This window comes from Yersinia sp. LJYL362 (assembly GCF_048323875.1).
Genome location: NZ_JBLWEX010000224.1, coordinates 1 through 17672, shown reverse-complemented (window position 1 = coordinate 17672; position 17672 = coordinate 1). Strand labels below are relative to the sequence as shown.

Sequence of the window (17672 nt, the reverse complement as noted above, 5' to 3'; positions counted from 1 at the left end):
GGCGCGAAACCTGTCTCTATTTGATAGCGCCTTTTCACTGTTGATAATTGATGAATGTCATCGAATCAGCGATGAAGATGACAGCCAATATCAGCAAATTATTCAGCATTTACGTACCACCAACCCAAGCCTACGCTTACTGGGGCTGACTGCCACCCCCTACCGTTTGGGTAAAGGCTGGATCTATCAATTCCACTATCACGGTATCACCCGTGGTGATGGGAAATCCCTGTTCCGCGATTGTATTTATGAATTACCCCTGCGTTACATGATTAAGCACGGTTTTCTGGTACCACCTGAGCGGCTGGATATGCCCGTGGTACAATATGATTTCAGCCGCTTGACCAGCAATAGCGACGGTATGTTCCGTGAAGCAGATTTAGACCGCGAGCTTAAGCAGCAGCAAAGAATTACCCCCCATATTGTCAGCCAGATAATGGAATATGCCACCCATCGACGGGGTGTGATGATTTTCGCCGCCACTGTCGAGCATGCCAAAGAGGTTTATGGGCTTTTGCCTAAAGGTGAGGCTGCGCTGGTGAGTGCCGGGACGCCACCGGCCGAACGGGATGCGTTAATTGCCGCGTTTAAGCAGCAGCAATTGCGCTATTTGGTAAACGTCGCGGTGTTGACGACAGGTTTTGATGCCCCGCATGTCGATCTGATTGCCATTCTTCGCCCAACCGAGTCGGTCAGTTTGTATCAGCAAATTGTCGGGCGCGGGCTGCGGCTATCTCCGGGCAAAGAAGATTGTCTGATTTTGGATTATGCCGGCAACCCCCACGACCTTTTCACCCCAGAAGTGGGCACCTGCAAACCCCACAGTGACAGCCAACCGGTGCAGGTCTTTTGCCCGGACTGCGGCTTTGCCAATATTTTCTGGGGGAAATGCACTGAGTCCGGCGAGATTATTGAACACTATGGCCGCCGCTGCCAGGGCTGGTTTGAAGATGATCAAGGTGCTCGGGCACAATGTGATTACCGCTTCCGCTTCAAATCCTGCCCGCACTGTGGCGCAGAAAATGATATTGCTGCTCGCCGCTGCCATCAGTGTCAGGAGGTGCTGGTCGATCCCGATGACATGCTCAAAGCCGCGTTGAAATTAAAGGATGCACTGGTACTGCGTTGTGGCGGAATGAGCCTGGAAGCCGGACAGGATGCAAAAGGCGAGTGGCTAAAAATCACCTATTACGACGAAGAGGGGACCCATACCAGTGAGCGATTTCGCTTAACCACACCCGCACAACGAATGGCATTCGAGCAAATTTTCCTTCGCCCCCACCAACGGGCACCGGGTATTGCGCTTAAATGGCAAACCGCCGCCGATGTCATCGCACAACAAGCGCTATTGCGTTATCCCGATTTTGTTGTCGCACGCCGTCGTGGGCAATGGTGGCAAATCAGGGAAAAGATTTTTGATTATCAGGGGCGTTTCAGACGAGCTGATTCCCTCGCTTGAGCCGCATTTAGCCTGATAAAATCGCAGTTTCGTTTGCTGTCTTCCCGATATTTCGCTAGAATGTCGCCCGCTTTGCTCTGGGTTTACCCAATCAAAGCCGAGTATCGAACCTGTTGCTGGGTCGCCTGTAGCAGGGTAAATTTTCTTTAAGAGAAAACAAAATGACCACTATCAATGTAGAAGTACGTAACGACCAGGGTAAGGGTGCGAGCCGCCGCCTGCGTGCAGCAAATAAATTTCCGGCAATCATTTACGGTGGTTCAGAAGCAGCTATCTCTATTGCTCTTGACCATGACACCACCAAAAACCTTGAATTGAAACCGGGCTTTTATGATTCCGTACTGACTCTGGTTGTTGACGGTAAAGAAACCAAAGTTAAAGTACAGGCTGTTCAGCGTCACGCTTTCAAGCCAAAACTGACTCATATCGACTTCGTTCGCGTTTAATCGCGTCGCTGTCGATATTCGGGACGCCGAAATAAAAAACGCCGCTTATGCGGCGTTTTTTATTGGCTATTCAAACAGTTATCATTTGCCTGAATTGCGCTGTAGTTGGTCACGCAGGTTCGGTGGCGTACCTTTAATGGTCAACGTGTCTGTTGCCGCATCCCAAAAAATACGCTCGCCCAATAGCAACGCATCAAAATTAATACTCAACCCGCCACCACTGCCGGCAAATTTAGTCAATTGACGCAACGTACCGCGATCCGCCGGGAAGCTCTCTTCCAATGCATAGCCTTGCTCAGCGGAGAATTGCTGAAAATCTTTCTCGCCCAACTTCGGTAACTCTTGCGCAAGCCCCTGCAAAGCAATTTCTTCACCGGCCTGCAACTGCTCATTACAATAGCTATAAACTTGCTGGCGATATGCCTGGCGTTCATTTTTACCCAGCTCGGCATCCGCACAATAATCATCAACTGCCTGTAACAAACCACGGTTCTGCGCTTTAGTATCCAGGCCTTCACTTGCGGCCAGAAAATCCATAAAGAAGTCAGAAACCTTGCGCCCTACCCGCCCTTTCAGGAAAGTCAGGTAACGGGTTGATTCTGGGTTGTTTTCCCATTCAGTTAAATCGATACGAGCCACAATATCAGCGCGATTGATATCGAGATAATGGGTCGTGCTCAGATCAAGTTGCTCATTCACCCGCATGCTATTGCAACTGCTCAGCACCGAAATCAGCAAATATTCCACGGCCAGATAGCGGTATTGGCAAAACAGCACCACTCCCCCCTCCGCAAATGGGTATTTGGCCAACTCATCCCGCAACCGTCCAGTCGCGGCACGGCTAAAACTGAGGAAGTCTTCATCACCCTTACGGCTCCGTTTCAGCGCATCAGCCAGCTCACTTTGTTCATTAAACAACCCATAAGCTTTGCTTTTGGCACAGTAAACACGATGCAGCTCGGCCATCATTTCTTCAACTACAGCATTGGCAGGTAACAACGAATCGCGCAACACCACATCAAGCGTTTGTTCATCACGTTTGATAAGCTGATGTAAGGCTATCTGGTCAATATCCAGACTCATGATAAATACTCCTTTTGGCTAGGAGCGTATTCAATCACTGATGCCTGAGGGCTGCAACCCAAAAGCTATCCCGGCCCCCAATTAATGGCTAATGATTCTTAATGCTATAAAATAGCGGAAAAGCGCGTCTCTATACGGTAAGATATGGGACTTTGTCAGGTGTTGAGCTCAATTTTTATGCCACAATCATCCCGTTACAGTGACGAACACGTTGAACAATTGCTGTCTGAATTGGTCAGCGTACTGGAAAAACACCGTACTCCAACCGATCTTTCTTTGATGGTTTTGGGGAATATGGTAACAAATCTGATCAATACCAGCATTGCTCCTGCGCAACGCAAAGTATTGGCTCGTTCTTTCGCTGAAGCCCTTCAAGCTTCAGTACGTGAAGACAAAGCTCATTAATTTATCGGCCAAGACTGCAATCTCAATATGGTGACAAATCGTCAGCGCTATCGTGAAAAAGTCTCCCAGATGATCAGCTGGGGGCACTGGTTCGCCTTGTTTAATATCCTGTTCAGCCTGGTGCTGGGTAGCCGCTATTTGTTTGTTTCCGATTGGCCCTCATCGCTGATTGGCCGTGTCTATGCCCTTGTCAGTTGGCTGGGGCACTTTAGTTTTATCGTTTTTGCCGCCTATCTGCTGGTGATATTCCCGCTGACTTTCGTGGTGATGTCGCAGCGGTTGCTCCGATTTCTCTCCGCCGCTTTTGCGACTGCGGGTTTGACCCTGTTATTAGTGGATACCGAGGTCTTCACCCGCTTCCACCTGCATCTTAACCCCGTGGTCTGGGAGTTAGTGGTTAACCCGGATCAAACTGAGCTGGCGCGTGATTGGCAATTGATGTTTATTGCCGTGCCAGTCATTTTTCTTGTTGAGATGCTTTTCGGCACCTGGGCATGGCAAAAACTCCGCAGTCTCAACCGGCAGCGCTTTGTTAAACCACTGGTTGCTGTGTTTATTTCGGCCTTCTTTGCCTCGCATCTGATTTATATCTGGGCAGATGCTAACTTCTATCGGCCAATCAGTATGCAGCGCGCAAACTTGCCGCTCTCATACCCGATGACAGCACGTAAATTCCTTGAAAAACATGGCTTGCTTGACCAGGAAGAGTATCAACGGCGCTTGATAGAACAAGGTAATCCAGATGCCCTAACGGTGGAATATCCTCTCAGCCCCATTGCCTTTAGCGACAAAGGCAGTGGTTATAACCTGCTATTAATTGTGGTTGATGGTATCCGTGCTAATAGCTTGCAAAAAGATATGCCAGCCTTGTCTGAGTTCGGTCATGCAAACATTCAGTTTGACCGCCATTATAGCTCAGGTAATCGCCAGGATACGGGCCTGTTTGGCCTGTTTTATGGTATTTCCCCGAGCTACCTCGACGGTATTCTTTCTGCGCGTAAACCTTCCGCATTCATCACGTCATTGAGTGCGCAAGGTTATCAGTTTGGATTGTTCTCATCAGATGGTTTTGCTTCACCGCTCTACCGCCAGGCATTGCTATCCGATTTCACCTTGCCTGCGCCAGCAGAGCAAACGGACAGTGAAACCACGGCACAGTGGCAACAATGGCTGTCAACACTGAATAATAACGCGCCTTGGTTCTCCTACATTAACCTGAACGGCGCGGCTGAAGCCCAAGACCCTGTCATGGGTCATAAAGTTGCCCCCCCAACTGATTTTATTCACAACTATCAAGCGGGTGCCAAGGATGTTGATCAGCAGATTGCGACCATTCTGGATACGCTGAAACAACGTGGCCAACTTGATAAAACCGTGGTTATTATTACTGCAGCTCACGGTGTCGAATTTAATGACACTGGCAATGATAACTGGGGTGCGGGCAGTAGCTTTAATCGACAGCAACTGCAAGTGCCATTAATTGTTCATTGGCCGGGCACTCCTGCGCAGAAAGTGGATAAGCTAACGAATCATGAAGATATCATGACAACACTGATGCAGCGGCTATTACACGTCAAAACGGCCTCAGAAGATTATTCGCAAGGGGAAGACTTGTTCGCGCCGCAACGTAACAATAACTGGGTAGCGACGGGTGATAATGGCACACTGGTGATTACCACACCAACACAGACGATTGTGTTAGATAATAATGGTGAATACCGCACCTATGATGAGCAAGGCAATGAAATTAAAGATGAAAAGCCACAGCTTCCGTTACTATTGCAAGTACTGACTGATATAAAACGTTTTATTGCGAACTAGCTCTAAAAAATGAGTATGTCACGGTTAAAAAAACAGCAAACGTATTGGCATAGTCTTGCATTAGTCACTGTAAAATGTAGTATAAATGCCATTGCATCGGCATGTAGCGCAGCTTGGTAGCGCACCGTCATGGGGTGTCGGGGGTCGGAGGTTCAAATCCTCTCATGCCGACCAAATATCCCAAAGAAAACCAATCCGTTAGGGTTGGTTTTTTTGTTTGTGGGATTTGCTGATGGTAAAACAATGGTGAAACAATGGCAAAACTCCGACGATATCTCCCCTACAGTTCACTTAAAACTGATTGTTATACGGATAGTGTTTACTGTATATTTAACCAGCAAATTAACTGTATGAGGATCTACTCATGTCAGCAACAAAAGGCTTCGAACAGAATTTTTCTGTGATCTATAAATTTGACTCTCTGACCATCAGCCACTCAACACGCAGCAAATCCATGATTTTCAATGCCAAGGTAAAAAGCCCACCAATCTTATCCAATGCGGAAGTTATTCAGACAATGGAGATCACGGTTGAGCAGGCACGGCATATCGTCAGCGAACTACAAAAGCGGATTGATTACATTGATGCTGGGATCAGCGATTCAGGTGTTAACTATTTAAATTAGGGGAATTTATGCTGCGTGTCGAAGTGACTATAGATAAGCTGAACGCAAAGAGTTTTCCGGCTGGCTACACCAATGCACTTACGGAAGAATTAACGAATCGCCTTACTCGTAAATTTAGTGATATTGACGTGAAGGTCAGGTTTGCGGGGGCCGATGGTTTAACGGTGCTAGGTGGAGCCAGCGAGGATAAAAAGACAGTAGAAGAGATTTTGCAGGAAACGTGGGAAAGTGCTGATGATTGGTTTCAGCTATAGAAATATAAGTTAGCGAGAGACTACCTCTATAGTAACCTCATTCTATTTTCAGAATTTTGCTCGCCATAATTGTTTGGAGTAATCATCCAAATCCAATATTCTTGGACGGGGATTAATGTGGTAATAACAAGGAAAAGTTATGGATACGTTTGAGCAGATGAGTGGTTATTATTTCAAAGGAATGGATAATCTGTCTAAAGGCGAATTAGCTTTTTGGGTTGTTGTTGATGAAGTAGAGAAACAATTTAGCGGGGTAGATATCGTTGCTTTTGCTTTTATTCTTGGGGGGTTGAACATAATCCCTGTGCCAGGTAAGCCAAGAACCGCTACACCCGGAACCAGCATATTATCATTGAGCCTTCGCCGCATGATCTCATACCGCCTAGACAGCCGCTGGAGATCACCCACATGGAAGACATTAATTGGTGGTGGCTGGGCAAGAACGTCAAGCTTAGGTGGACTCATAGGTAGATGGACTCCTTGGGTAGGTGTAGCCATTACTGCTGGGGATATTAGTATCATCGGATTTAACAGTATTCGCCATTATAACCTCATTGTTGAAACAAGAGATCGTTTGTAATGAATACCGATGAAGCTGTACTACAATTCGTCAAAGATGAATTGCGTTGCCGTCAGTTACAGACAGACTCATCGCTCAGTACCGGTGAACATCAAACCGTACCTGAAGATATTTATGAGTTAATGGACAAATATTCTGAAAAATTTAATGTCGATTGCCGCAAAATACACTGGAGACGTTATTTCCCCCAGATAGTATTTCCTTTTTTACCTAACGCTATTCTATCTGAACACTTAAAATCAGACCGCCATAAACCTGAGCCGTTCACAGTTCGTATGCTTATTGAGTCCGCCAAAGCTGGCCGTTGGCTATACGATTGAAATAGGCCGGGCCATTAAACCCGGTTATTACCGATTATTCAGGCGCTACCGGCCACTCAATTTCAAGCGGATTCGAAGTATCAACCCGATCAAAGACACTGTAAATAATTCTGTGTAACTGCCACCGTATTAAAGGTGATCGCTCAGGCGGTCACCGAACTCGATAATAAAACGGCTCATCGCCAACCGCCAGTTTTGGATCGGCATACTCCATTTTTTCGAAGCATCCTTGATTGCCAGATAAATAACCTTTCGCACTGAGTCGTCTGTCGGGAACACCTTGCGCTTCTTGATGGCTGCGCGGATAACGCTGTTCAGCGACTTGATGGCATTCGTGGTGTAGATTGCCTTGCGGATATCAGGCGGGTAGTCGAAGAACGTATTGAGATTTTCCCAGTGCGCGCGCCAGCTTTTACTGATCTGCGGATATTTATCGTCCCAGGTAGCCGCGAAGTTATCCAGTGCCATCAGCGCCGCCTCTTCTGTCGGAGCCTGATACACCGTTTTCAGCCCACCGGTGACGGCTTTATAGTCCTTCCATGACACGTATTTCAGGCTGTTGCGCACCATATGGATGATGCACAGCTGGATGTGTGTCTGTGGGTAGACACTGTTTATCGCATCCGGGAAGCCCTTCAGACCATCCACGCAAGCAATCAGGATATCCTGAAGCCCCCGGTTCTTAAGCTCTGTCAGCACACCCAGCCAGAACTTCGCCCCTTCATTCTCGGCCAGCCACATACCCAGCAACTCTTTCTGGCCTTCAATATTAATACCGAGCGCAAGGAACACCGCTTTGTTAATTACGCTGCCACTTTGACGAACTTTAACCACGATACAGTCAAGATAAACAATGGGATACAGTGCATCCAGAGGTCGATTTTGCCATTCTGTAACCTGCTCTTTTACCGCATCGGTGACTTTAGATATCAGCGTGGGAGACACGTCGGCGTCATACATTTCCTTGAACGTAGCGACGATTTCGCGCGTGGTCATGCCTTTGGCGTACAGGGATAAAATCTGGCTGTCCATCTGCGTGATACGTGTCTGGTTTTTCTTGATGAGCTGAGGCTCAAAGGTGTTTTCGCGGTCACGCGGTGTGTTCAGCTCAATTTCACCGTCATCACACAGCAGCGTTTTGGATGAATAGCCGTTACGGGTATTGGAGCCTGATTTTGGGGCATTTTTCTCGTGCCCGAGGTGGTCTGTCAGTTCAGCGTTCAGCGCTGTTTCGACAGTTAACTTCGTCAGCATGCGGGAAAACGCATTGAGGTCGGCTTCGGTTTTAAGGCCTTTAGCCAGTTCAGCCGCAAGGGCCTTGAGTTTCTTTTCGTCCATAATTTGCCTGTCTCCTTGTTGGAGTGAACATATCAAAAATAGGCAATTACACAATTTTAATTACAGTCTCAAAACCCTCGGTAATCTAAAAAACCCCACTCCATTTTCCCCAAGTGCAATGTCCGTTCCTCACTCTTAGCGACACTTATGCTTATCCACTCCTTGCTACAGAATACTATCAGAACAGGTCATATTCTCCGCTGCGCCCTGCCTTTTTTAGTCAGTCTTACAGCATCGACTAACAACCCATTATTATCACAGCAGGATGAGGTACTGGGCAAAAGTCCTTTGAAGCCAGCGACAATAGGGGAATAGCCAACGCTACTATCTTCATGAGCAGCCCAGCCGCCCCAGCATTCCAGAACTTACTGAATATTTCTCATGCTAATAGGAATCCACGGGTTATCGTGACCTTTACAGCCCCGCTTGAAACCAACAGCTGCCATAAATTTGCGAATATTTATAATAAAAATAACAGGAAACACTCGCTGTGGGAAATTTCCCACATAAAGTCAACATCCATTCCGATATACGCCCTCTTCAGCTTATTGTTTAATCATCACAATCAAATGAAACATTGATGTGGATCACATTTTTGGAGGGGTTCATTTAGCAGCACATCAGTTGACATTTATTTCATGTTTAAAATTTCACTCGGGCTATAAAAATGAAAAATCAGCGTATTGCACCACCTCTTAGATTTTTGCTGCTCATGTAGCTAACTTAGAGATGCCTATAGCAGAATTAAAAATAGCCTGAGTTTTGGCAGCGATGGGTAAGCCCTGCACTGGGAACAACCGAAGTGCGGGTAAGATATTGACTGTTAAGTTCAATGGTTCTATGACCATGATCTTTGCTTACAGTATCTAATTCTCAGATTATATAATTGAGGGCTATATTTTATCTTCAGCCTTCGTTAAATCTACAAGCAGATTAATCGATAGCTACTCTGATATTTTATATCGTAAGCGAATGAAATTTTATGAAACCCTATATTCTCAAATTAACAATTTTATCCGTTTTAATTTTATCCGTTTCCACTCGGGCCGCCCTCCCGGCTGCTGAATTAACCGTTAAAGGTCAGATAACACCCCCTACATGTACCGTTACTGCTCCTGAGGGAGGGATTTATAATGTCGGTGAAATTCCAGGTAAAACCATTAAGTCTTCAGAAGTCACCGTATTGCCGACAATAACCAAAAATTGGTCGGTTATTTGTGATCTGGAAACCTATATGAGTGTGATGAGTAGTGATAACCGTATTAGTTCGACGATGTCAAATGGTCAATATGGATTAGGTTTTGTCAATGGCACAGGCAAAATAGGTGATTACTTAATAAGTATGTCAAATGCGAAGGTTGATGGGGTTTCAAAATACTTTTACAGGCAGAATGAACCCGCCAATACGACTTTGGCATTATCCTCTGGACCCCTTAATACACTCAGTTGGGTTCATGCAAACGCGACCAAAGCACCAGGTAAAGTATTCAGTGCGGATATTGGCGTTAGGCCGAGACTGGGCAGCGTCACTACTATGAATGGTCCAATTGCAGAAAACATCAAAATAGATGGTTCAGCTACCTTGAGCTTTATAATTGGGGTCTAGGAAATAAGAGTAAAAATGTTCTCTACCTCAATGATATAAGTCTTGGTTAGTGAGTTTTATTTTTCGGATTCTGACTCATCGCCTTAGTGAAAGAATGATAATGACGAAAAATAAATTCCAGACCACTTAAAGTATGTATTTCTATACTAAACTCACTCAACTAACACTGACTGAAGATAAAAACAAAAGAAGGAATAATTAAAATGTTAAATTTAGCAATTACAAGTCAAAATAATTTCTATGAGTTAGGTTTACTTTCTCTAATACAAAATACGTTTGATAAAGAAGGCTGTGAGAATTACTTATTCATTGATTCTTATGAAAATAAAGATAAATTTAGAGCCAATGTGGTATTTAAAGATCTTATGGTAATCATAAATATATATCAAGAAAGTGAAACTATAGACAACTGCCCATCCAGTAGCAATAAACCGATGATGACACTTAACATTCCATTCAAAAGTAACCAACTTGATATTTATAATATTATTTCCAAAATCAAGAAAATTTTTGTTATTGCACGCCTTAGTTATTTCAATATCACGAAACATGATGCATTCAAACAATTAGGGCTAAAGAGTAATATCCAACTATCTATTACCGAAAGCAAAGTAGTAGAACTGACAGGGCAAGGACATTGTGTCACCAATATTTCAAAAATACTTAAGCGCTCTGAAAAGACCGTATTAACCCATCGGCGAAATGCAAGTCGAAAGCTGGGAATGCTAAATCGGCTAGAATTTTATAATTATGCCTCATATATGAAAAATCATAGCAATGGTGAAACTGTTTTAGTTTGTATCTAATCAGCATTGATGGATGACCAGGATAAGATTGCTACTCTTCCTCCTCCAACAGAACTTAGCACAAAGCAGGCATCCGCGACCCAATATCCCATAAAAACCAATCCGTTAGGGTTGGTTTTTATGGGATGTGTCCAAGAAAATTGAAGGATCCAAAATAGACAAACGAGCTCAGTGGCTAGCAGCGAGCAATCATTATATAAGGTTATAAATAAAACCCTAACACATAAATATTATTAACTATAAATATCCAATATTTTCATTGAATTGCCCATATTTACACGCCGTAACGCTTAATTGGTACAGTTAACTATTTGCAATAGTTTAATTTTGTAGACTACATTCTCTATGGATATATTTAGTATCCTAATAAATATAGTTACATTTGTATTTATTGTAATTGTATATAATCACATCAATTACCAGAGGGTGTTATTATCATGGGCAATAATAGTCAACTGAAGAATGAAGATGATACTGCGGCATTATATTTATTGGAGCAGGCGATGGGGTTCACTTTTCAAGCTTCATTGCGTGCCGCAGCAATTTTAGGGGTAGCAGATCATCTGACAAAAGGGGCGAAAACAGCGGAGGAACTGGGGCAGGCAGTAGGAGCAGATTGGCGTCAATTAAATCGGGTATTACGCATGCTAGCTTCTCGTAATATTTTTGAAGAATCAGAAGAGGGTCGATATTCACTCAACCCCGCAGCACAATTCCTTCGCTCAGATAGCCGTAATTCACTGCGCTCGGCGGTATTAATGTTAACTGACAAAACATTTTGGCTCCCGCTAGGCAATCTTGTCGTAACTCTACGAGGTGAATCGGCCTTTAAACAAACATTCGGAATGTCTTTCTATGAATATTGGTCACGAGAGAATATTCCCGAATCAGACGGTGATTTTCATACCGGTATGTCATCGATGTCCTCGGTAGAAAATAACTTTTTGGTCCGCAATTATAACTTTCCAGAGCATGCCACAGTGGTGGATATTGCCGGTGGTTTCGGCGGATTATTGTTGAAAGTACTGCAAAATAACCCCACATTACATGGCATTTTATTCGATCGCCCTGCGGTCTTAGCAAAAAACCGTCTTGGTGAGTTGGGCGATGATTCTCGCTGGGAAACCCAGACGGGCAATTTCTTTGAAAGCTGCCCAGCCGCTGATATTTATTTATTAAAATACATCACGATGGATTGGCCGGAAGAGCAAGCAAGCCAAATATTGCGCAGCTGTCGTAATGCAATGCAGCCCAATGCCAAAGTGCTCATCTTTGAACCCGTTATATCCAGAGAAGATACCAGGCAAGGTGGCAAAGAGATCGACCTTTTGTTATTAGGTAGTTTTGATGGAGGACAAGCACGCACTGAGGAGGAGCTTAAAATACTGCTGGCCAGCGCAGATCTGAAACTTAATCGTATTATCGATACCGGAAGCTATGTATCAATCATTGAGGCTATTTCGGCCTGAATATAAGTACCCGTTTTAAAAATCCGTATAATTGGAATATTAAATAATGAAGTGCTATGGACAATGTTATGAAATATTGCGGTATAACATTGTCATTTATTAATACCCAGACATTTACAATGCCAAAAATCAGAAATCTATCTATGTAAAACGGGGGGTGATATTATAGTGACCGATATTTTGCCACTCCCCCAGTTATAAACATATCTGAACACTTTACTCACCACTCCCAGAAAACAGAGTGGCGAGAATCATACAAAACATTAATCAACTATAACGCGGCCATTAAGCGGCTGTATTGGCCGATTATTGTTATGATGAACAACAGACTGGAATTGATGTATTTGTTCAGCAGAAACATTAACAGGCTGGTCAAGCACCAACCAGGTGACACCTTCCGAACAAGGTGGCGTGGTCAGTGAACCACTAAAACGGTAGAAATTGAACTGCTTTGGTAACAACGCTTTGATATCCAAAGGCCTATTCAGTATTGTTAATTGGTCTACCGCTGTTGGCATTTGCTGCCAGGCCAGTGCCAATTGTGTATTAGCTTTTCCCAACTGGAACAGCAGCGCCAATACTACCAACTCACCCTTGTCATCTTTATAAACAAAATGAGCCTCCAAGGGGAACTGTTTACCATCAATCTCGTTTTCACTGGGGGTGTGAAAGTGGAATTGTTGCAATGTAAACGTATCGCCATCCAGCTTTAACGTATTACCAGCGCTAGTATTAATCTGAACCGTATGGCCATTATTAACGATTTGTTGCTTGCCTTGCTGGAAATTTAGGTCCAATTGACCATGATGGGTTTTCAAAGCACTATGAATATTAACCGGTGACTGATTTTTACCCGTTTCACAAAGTGAGAAATCCGGTGAGAGTTTCCCCCAATGTGCCGGGTCTTCCTGCCCCTCATATCCCCAGTGAGCATGTTCCGCAGCACTGGCAGAAAAACTGGCTACCAACATTGCAGCGAACAATAATTTTCCTTTCATTTCTTATCCCTATTAAGCAAAAACTAAATTACACCTGACGAACAACCATACAAAGCATGGCAATAGCCGCCGGAGTAAAAGAGTAACTCAGCTTTTTTTTAGGATATGTCAGTTACTTCCTACAAAACGATAAAATTATTGTAATAGCTTAAATCTAAAGTATTTTTTCATTAATGAAAAATGTAACCAACTGCGTTGGGGAGGGTGTACAGGAGAAAATGGTGAGAAAGGCCAGTGTTAAACGGCCCTTCCCTGTTGGCTGGTTTATCGGAGAGTTAAAGCTCTTCACCATTGCTGGCAATCACTTTTTTATACCAGTCAAAACTTTGTTTACGTGAACGCGCCATGGTGCCAGTGCCGTCATCGTTTTTATCCACGTAGATAAAACCATAACGTTTGCTGTATTCACCGGTTGTGAATGATACACAATCGATACAACCCCACGGGGTGTAGCCCATCAGGTCTACGCCATCTTCAAACACGGCTTTTTTCATCTGCTCAATATGAGCTTTAAGATACGCAATGCGGTAATCATCATGGACCATGCCGTCATCAGCCACTTTGTCTATCGCGCCAAAACCATTTTCAACAATAAATAGCGGCTTCTGGTAGCGTTCATACAATATGCTCAGTGAATAACGCAAGCCGACGGGATCAATCTGCCACCCCCAATCTGATGCTTTAACATGTGGGTTAGGGACACTGCCCTCAAAGCCAGAAAGGGAATTACCGCTGCCAGGATTAACCGCAGAAACTGCGTTACTCATGTAATAGCTTAAGCCCATGTAATCGGCGCAGCCCTCACGTAGAGTCTCAAGGTCGCCCTCTTCCATATTGATAGTGAAACCGCGACGCTCCCATTCATTCAGAATATATGAAGGGTAGTAACCACGCATGTGGACGTCACCGAATAAATAGCGCTCTCGCATAGCCTCCACCGAATACATCATGTCATCTGGATGGCAAGAGAATGGATAGAGAGGCACCATTGCCACCATACACCCAATCTTGAACTCCGGATTAATAGCATGGCCCAGCTTAACCACTTTGGCACTGGCCACAAACTGATGATGCAGAACCTGATACATTGTTTCTTCGGGGTTTTCTTGCTCGGTAAACACCACGCCAGAGCAGCAGTAACCAAATAGTGGGTATTTCCAGTTACGTTGGTTATTGATCTCGTTGAATGTCATCCAATATTTGACTTTGCTTTTGTAGCGCTCCATAACCACTTCACTGAATTTCACGAAAAAGTCGACTACTTTCCGATTTTTCCAACCACCGTATTCTTTAACCAAGTGCCACGGCATTTCGAAGTGAGATAGTGTAATAACCGGTTCGATACCGTATTTCAGCAACTCATCAAACATGTCATCGTAAAATTTCAGACCCGCTTCATTCGGTTGCAGCTCATCACCCTGCGGGAAAATACGTGTCCAGGCAATAGAAGTACGGAAGCATTTGAAACCCATTTCGGCAAATAGCACGATGTCTTCTTTATAATGACCATAAAAATCAACCGCTTCATGGTTTGGATAGCGATAACCCTCTTGCACGCCATCGGTCATAACTCGGTCAACACCGTGAGCGCCGCCGGACAATACATCGGCAATGCTTACACCTTTGCCGCCTTTATCCCAGCCGCCTTCAACCTGATGTGCCGCAACTGCGCCACCCCATAAAAAATCTTTCGGTAATTGTTTGTGGCTCATAACTCTCTCCCTTAATACTGTGGGCAATTGTTCACCCTGAAAATGAAAATCAATGGCGGATGACTAACCCGCCCGAACATTCACTATTTTAGCCTTAATTCATTCGTGCCTGGGCAATGGGTGCTTCAGATGCATTAACACTGCTTGGTTGTTCCACATTCTCTGGCTCATCGGTAAACCCAACCAACCAGGTGAAAACCGCCCCCAAGACGAAAGCGACGGTAATAGAAAGCAGGAATCCCAAGAACTGTGCCATATGCCCTTCTTTAAAGAATACCGGCAACACCGCAATACCCGGCAAGCAATAGCTCCATGACACAGCATTAAAAGACCCCGCGATGGCCCCACCAATTCCCCCTGCGGCACAACTGCATAAGAAAGGTTTCTTCAAGCGTAATGCCACGCCGTAAATTGCGGGTTCGGTAATACCGAATAAAGCGGTAATCCCCGCTGACAATGAAATTCCTTTCATTTCACGATTACGCGTTTTTAAGTAAACACCAAACATGGTTCCGGCCATGGCAAAAACTGCGGAGGCTTGCAAGCCGGTAAAGGTGTCATAACCCAGTGTCGCGTAGTTCCCTACAGTGACCGGAGTGATGCCCCAATGAACACCCAATGTGACTAATGGCTGCCAGAAGGCACCCACCATAAACCCGGCTATTGCTGGGCTGAGATTATAAAGTGTGTTGTAAACGCCGCCAATTGCCCCACCAATCAAGTTACCCACCGGGCCAAATACCAGCAGGGTTAAGGGCACCATAATGGCAATACAGAACATCGGGGTAAACAGATTACGCACCACCATTGGCAATACTTTTTCAAAGAAACGCTGCACGTAAGACATCGCCCAGACCATCAAAATGATCGGGATAACCGAGGCGGTGTAGCTTAGGTATTGCACGGGAATACCGAAGAAATCTAAGGTGGGTGACGATAAAGGAATACCGGCAATGGTATTCAAAATATGGGCAACCTGCGGATTATTCAGCGCCTCATACATTAATTGCTGAACGGCTGGATCTGCGGAGTTCACCGTAACAATTTTATTAGCCGTCAGCATGTTCATATAATCAGGGCTGATCAACGCACAAGCAGTAATAACGGCGGTAAAAGGATTAACATTGAACTTTTTGGCCGCAGTAAAGGCCACCATCACCGGCAGGAAGGTAAATCCGGTCCAGGAGACAAAATTTAAAATTCGATAAGTGCCGCTGGCGGCATCCATCCAGCCAATCGCAGCCAGGAAAGAAATAATCCCTTGTAAAATACCGCAGGCGGCCAGTGGATAAAGGAAAGGTGCAAAAATACTGGATATAATATCCATCAACCGGCTAACGATACCGACTTTAGGTACTGCCACCGGTGCACTTTCATCGAAATTAATCAGGTTCGTGACATGCTTATAGGCATCGCCGACGTGGTTACCGATAACCACTTGCATTTGCCCACCCGCTTCAATAACGGTAATAACCCCTTTAACACGATTTAATTTTTCTTTATCGACAGCTTTATTATCTTTCAATATAAAACGTAAACGTGTTGCACAATGTGTGACGGTAATCACATTATTATCACCGCCAATATACTTAATAATTTCTTGGGCGGTCAATGCGTAATCAATTGCCATTATTAGTCTCCTGTCACGAATGCTGAGTATAAGATAAACAGAGTGTTATCGGATTATTATTAATATTTTTTCGATTGAGACTGGAGTTTAGCAAAAATAAAGATGAAGTCACGATATAACAAAAACCATGAATTGGAATATGTAACATGTAAAAAACACCCTGTTTTATAGGGTGTTTTTATTAACTAATTGAGGGAGTTTTTTACCAATAGTTTCAATAATATATAAAACGGGGATCTGAGTAGTAATATTATATTGCCCCTCTAATACAATAGGTGGCATGTGATAAGAGATATTTAAATCAGCCATCTTAGCCAAGGTCGAATTATCACTATTGGTCAAGCTAATAATCTTGCAGTGTTGCAGGCTAAACTGATTAGCGATACGGATGATTTCTTCCGTTTCACCAGAAACAGAGAGGATAATCGCAATCGCATCCTGATACATATCACTATTGATTGGATAATAAGGATCGTCAATATAAGTGCTGTATTTTCCTACATTAGAAAAGAAACGTGCACTGTATTTTCCTAATGCACCCGATGTTCCTATTCCAACAAAAATAATTCTGCGCGTAGCCGCTATTTTCGCCGCAGCACTATCAAGTAAATCATCAAACTCACTATTATTAATACTCTTAAAATAGCTAATTATTTCACTAATACCAAAACTGACCGGGGGCTTTTCATCATGCTCTAAATGGAGCTTAAAACGCACACGAAATTCAGAATACCCATCACAATTCATTTTTTTGCAAAACCGCAAAACTGTCGTAGTAGATACGCCCGCAGCATCTGCCAGTTCCCTGATGGTCATGTACTTCACTTTATCGGTATTTTTTATGATGTAGTTATAGACGATCAATTCCAGTTCGTTCAGCGATGATATTTCTTTATAGGTAAACATACTGGTACCTGAAACGATGCAATGGTGTGAGATAGGTGAATTTAGCATGAAAAGGGGGGAGTAACGAGGGGGTGGGTGACAGCCAGGGAAACTTAACAACATTGAAAGGGCGTATCATGTTCAGTAACTCCAGGGGCTGGGGTTTAAAGAAACAATTTTAGTGTCTATTACTACCAAGAGCACAATACCGGGCAATTAAGCCCGGTTTATTAAC

General features: G+C 44.2%; 18 protein-coding genes and 1 tRNA gene. 12 read left to right on the top strand and 7 right to left on the bottom strand.

Annotated features, from left to right (window positions below; all coding sequences use genetic code 11):
- A partial coding sequence (locus tag ACNSO8_RS12285) for a DEAD/DEAH box helicase (protein ID WP_418394780.1) occupies positions 1-1459 on the top strand: 1459 nt, incomplete at its 5' end.
- Between the two features lie 161 nt (positions 1460-1620).
- Positions 1621-1905: a 50S ribosomal protein L25 gene (gene rplY / locus ACNSO8_RS12280; RefSeq protein ID WP_004700538.1), complete on the top strand. Its 285-nt coding sequence runs from the start codon at positions 1621-1623 to the stop codon at positions 1903-1905.
- Between the two features lie 81 nt (positions 1906-1986).
- Here rplY and yejK read toward each other — a convergent pair whose 3' ends face one another.
- Complete coding sequence (yejK, locus tag ACNSO8_RS12275; RefSeq protein WP_418394779.1) at positions 1987-2988, bottom strand: nucleoid-associated protein YejK; 1002 nt, start codon at positions 2986-2988, stop codon at positions 1987-1989.
- 177 nt (positions 2989-3165) lie between these two features.
- On the opposite strand from yejK, the gene ACNSO8_RS12270 reads away from it, so the two are divergent.
- From ACNSO8_RS12270 to ACNSO8_RS12240, 7 genes are all read left to right on the top strand, one after another.
- A complete protein-coding gene (locus tag ACNSO8_RS12270) occupies positions 3166-3393 on the top strand; it encodes a YejL family protein (protein ID WP_002208836.1) in 228 nt (75 codons plus the stop codon).
- Positions 3394-3420: 27 nt separating this feature from the next.
- A complete protein-coding gene (yejM, locus tag ACNSO8_RS12265) occupies positions 3421-5214 on the top strand; it encodes an LPS biosynthesis-modulating metalloenzyme YejM (protein WP_418394778.1) in 1794 nt (597 codons plus the stop codon).
- Positions 5215-5311: 97 nt separating this feature from the next.
- A tRNA-Pro gene (locus ACNSO8_RS12260) sits at positions 5312-5388 on the top strand.
- Between the two features lie 190 nt (positions 5389-5578).
- Positions 5579-5839 (top strand): hypothetical protein, encoded by a 261-nt coding sequence (locus ACNSO8_RS12255; RefSeq protein WP_418394777.1) that lies wholly within the window; start codon positions 5579-5581, stop codon positions 5837-5839.
- Between the two features lie 8 nt (positions 5840-5847).
- The gene (locus tag ACNSO8_RS12250) at positions 5848-6093 is read left to right on the top strand and encodes a DinI-like family protein (protein WP_418394776.1); all 246 of its coding nucleotides are present in this window, start codon (positions 5848-5850) and stop codon (positions 6091-6093) included.
- A 139-nt stretch (positions 6094-6232) separates the two neighbouring features.
- The gene (locus ACNSO8_RS12245) at positions 6233-6673 is read left to right on the top strand and encodes an STM2901 family protein (protein ID WP_418394775.1); all 441 of its coding nucleotides are present in this window, start codon (positions 6233-6235) and stop codon (positions 6671-6673) included.
- A complete protein-coding gene (locus ACNSO8_RS12240) occupies positions 6673-6993 on the top strand; it encodes a DUF1493 family protein (protein WP_418394774.1) in 321 nt (106 codons plus the stop codon). Before ACNSO8_RS12245 ends, ACNSO8_RS12240 begins: the two co-directional genes overlap by 1 nt.
- 129 nt (positions 6994-7122) lie before the next feature.
- Here the strand turns inward: ACNSO8_RS12240 and ACNSO8_RS12235 are convergent, their stop codons facing one another.
- Both ACNSO8_RS12235 and ACNSO8_RS12230 read right to left on the bottom strand, forming a co-directional pair.
- The gene (locus ACNSO8_RS12235; RefSeq protein ID WP_418394773.1) at positions 7123-8331 is read right to left on the bottom strand and encodes an IS256 family transposase; all 1209 of its coding nucleotides are present in this window, start codon (positions 8329-8331) and stop codon (positions 7123-7125) included.
- 188 nt (positions 8332-8519) lie between these two features.
- On the bottom strand, positions 8520-8636 hold the full coding sequence (locus ACNSO8_RS12230) for a hypothetical protein (RefSeq protein ID WP_418394781.1): 117 nt from the start codon (positions 8634-8636) through the stop codon (positions 8520-8522).
- Between the two features lie 677 nt (positions 8637-9313).
- On the opposite strand from ACNSO8_RS12230, the gene ACNSO8_RS12225 reads away from it, so the two are divergent.
- From ACNSO8_RS12225 to ACNSO8_RS12215, 3 genes are all read left to right on the top strand, one after another.
- Positions 9314-9937, top strand: a complete 624-nt coding sequence (locus tag ACNSO8_RS12225; RefSeq protein ID WP_418394772.1) for a DUF1120 domain-containing protein — start codon at positions 9314-9316, stop codon at positions 9935-9937.
- 203 nt (positions 9938-10140) lie between these two features.
- Positions 10141-10743 carry a helix-turn-helix domain-containing protein gene (locus ACNSO8_RS12220; RefSeq protein ID WP_418394771.1) on the top strand — a complete coding sequence of 201 codons (603 nt, stop codon included), beginning with the start codon at positions 10141-10143 and terminating at the stop codon, positions 10741-10743.
- Between the two features lie 437 nt (positions 10744-11180).
- On the top strand, positions 11181-12212 hold the full coding sequence (locus tag ACNSO8_RS12215) for a methyltransferase (RefSeq protein ID WP_418394770.1): 1032 nt from the start codon (positions 11181-11183) through the stop codon (positions 12210-12212).
- A 263-nt stretch (positions 12213-12475) separates the two neighbouring features.
- Here the strand turns inward: ACNSO8_RS12215 and ACNSO8_RS12210 are convergent, their stop codons facing one another.
- The 4 genes from ACNSO8_RS12210 to ACNSO8_RS12195 all read right to left on the bottom strand — a co-directional run bounded on the left by ACNSO8_RS12210 (position 12476) and on the right by ACNSO8_RS12195 (position 17458).
- Positions 12476-13210, bottom strand: coding sequence for a carbonic anhydrase (locus ACNSO8_RS12210; protein WP_418394769.1), 735 nt, complete (start codon positions 13208-13210; stop codon positions 12476-12478).
- Between the two features lie 275 nt (positions 13211-13485).
- Positions 13486-14922, bottom strand: coding sequence for a 6-phospho-beta-glucosidase (locus ACNSO8_RS12205; RefSeq protein ID WP_418394768.1), 1437 nt, complete (start codon positions 14920-14922; stop codon positions 13486-13488).
- Positions 14923-15016: 94 nt separating this feature from the next.
- Complete coding sequence (locus tag ACNSO8_RS12200) at positions 15017-16552, bottom strand: PTS transporter subunit EIIC (protein ID WP_418394767.1); 1536 nt, start codon at positions 16550-16552, stop codon at positions 15017-15019.
- Between the two features lie 165 nt (positions 16553-16717).
- Positions 16718-17458 (bottom strand): MurR/RpiR family transcriptional regulator, encoded by a 741-nt coding sequence (locus tag ACNSO8_RS12195; protein ID WP_418394766.1) that lies wholly within the window; start codon positions 17456-17458, stop codon positions 16718-16720.
- Positions 17459-17672: the final 214 nt, after the last annotated feature.

Bases quoted from the DNA above. Each gene is read 5' to 3' on its own strand.
- ACNSO8_RS12210 (WP_418394769.1), bottom strand. From the start codon at position 13,210: ATGAAAGGAAAATTATTGTTCGCTGCAATGTTGGTAGCCAGTTTTTCT.
- ACNSO8_RS12235 (WP_418394773.1), bottom strand. From the start codon at position 8,331: ATGGACGAAAAGAAACTCAAGGCCCTTGCGGCTGAACTGGCTAAAGGC.
- ACNSO8_RS12200 (WP_418394767.1), bottom strand. From the start codon at position 16,552: ATGGCAATTGATTACGCATTGACCGCCCAAGAAATTATTAAGTATATT.
- ACNSO8_RS12240 (WP_418394774.1), top strand. From the start codon at position 6,673: ATGAATACCGATGAAGCTGTACTACAATTCGTCAAAGATGAATTGCGT.
- rplY (WP_004700538.1), top strand. From the start codon at position 1,621: ATGACCACTATCAATGTAGAAGTACGTAACGACCAGGGTAAGGGTGCG.
- ACNSO8_RS12225 (WP_418394772.1), top strand. From the start codon at position 9,314: ATGAAACCCTATATTCTCAAATTAACAATTTTATCCGTTTTAATTTTA.
- ACNSO8_RS12215 (WP_418394770.1), top strand. From the start codon at position 11,181: ATGGGCAATAATAGTCAACTGAAGAATGAAGATGATACTGCGGCATTA.
- ACNSO8_RS12205 (WP_418394768.1), bottom strand. From the start codon at position 14,922: ATGAGCCACAAACAATTACCGAAAGATTTTTTATGGGGTGGCGCAGTT.
- ACNSO8_RS12255 (WP_418394777.1), top strand. From the start codon at position 5,579: ATGTCAGCAACAAAAGGCTTCGAACAGAATTTTTCTGTGATCTATAAA.
- yejM (WP_418394778.1), top strand. From the start codon at position 3,421: ATGGTGACAAATCGTCAGCGCTATCGTGAAAAAGTCTCCCAGATGATC.
- ACNSO8_RS12220 (WP_418394771.1), top strand. From the start codon at position 10,141: ATGTTAAATTTAGCAATTACAAGTCAAAATAATTTCTATGAGTTAGGT.
- ACNSO8_RS12245 (WP_418394775.1), top strand. From the start codon at position 6,233: ATGGATACGTTTGAGCAGATGAGTGGTTATTATTTCAAAGGAATGGAT.
- yejK (WP_418394779.1), bottom strand. From the start codon at position 2,988: ATGAGTCTGGATATTGACCAGATAGCCTTACATCAGCTTATCAAACGT.
- ACNSO8_RS12270 (WP_002208836.1), top strand. From the start codon at position 3,166: ATGCCACAATCATCCCGTTACAGTGACGAACACGTTGAACAATTGCTG.
- ACNSO8_RS12250 (WP_418394776.1), top strand. From the start codon at position 5,848: ATGCTGCGTGTCGAAGTGACTATAGATAAGCTGAACGCAAAGAGTTTT.
- ACNSO8_RS12195 (WP_418394766.1), bottom strand. From the start codon at position 17,458: ATGTTTACCTATAAAGAAATATCATCGCTGAACGAACTGGAATTGATC.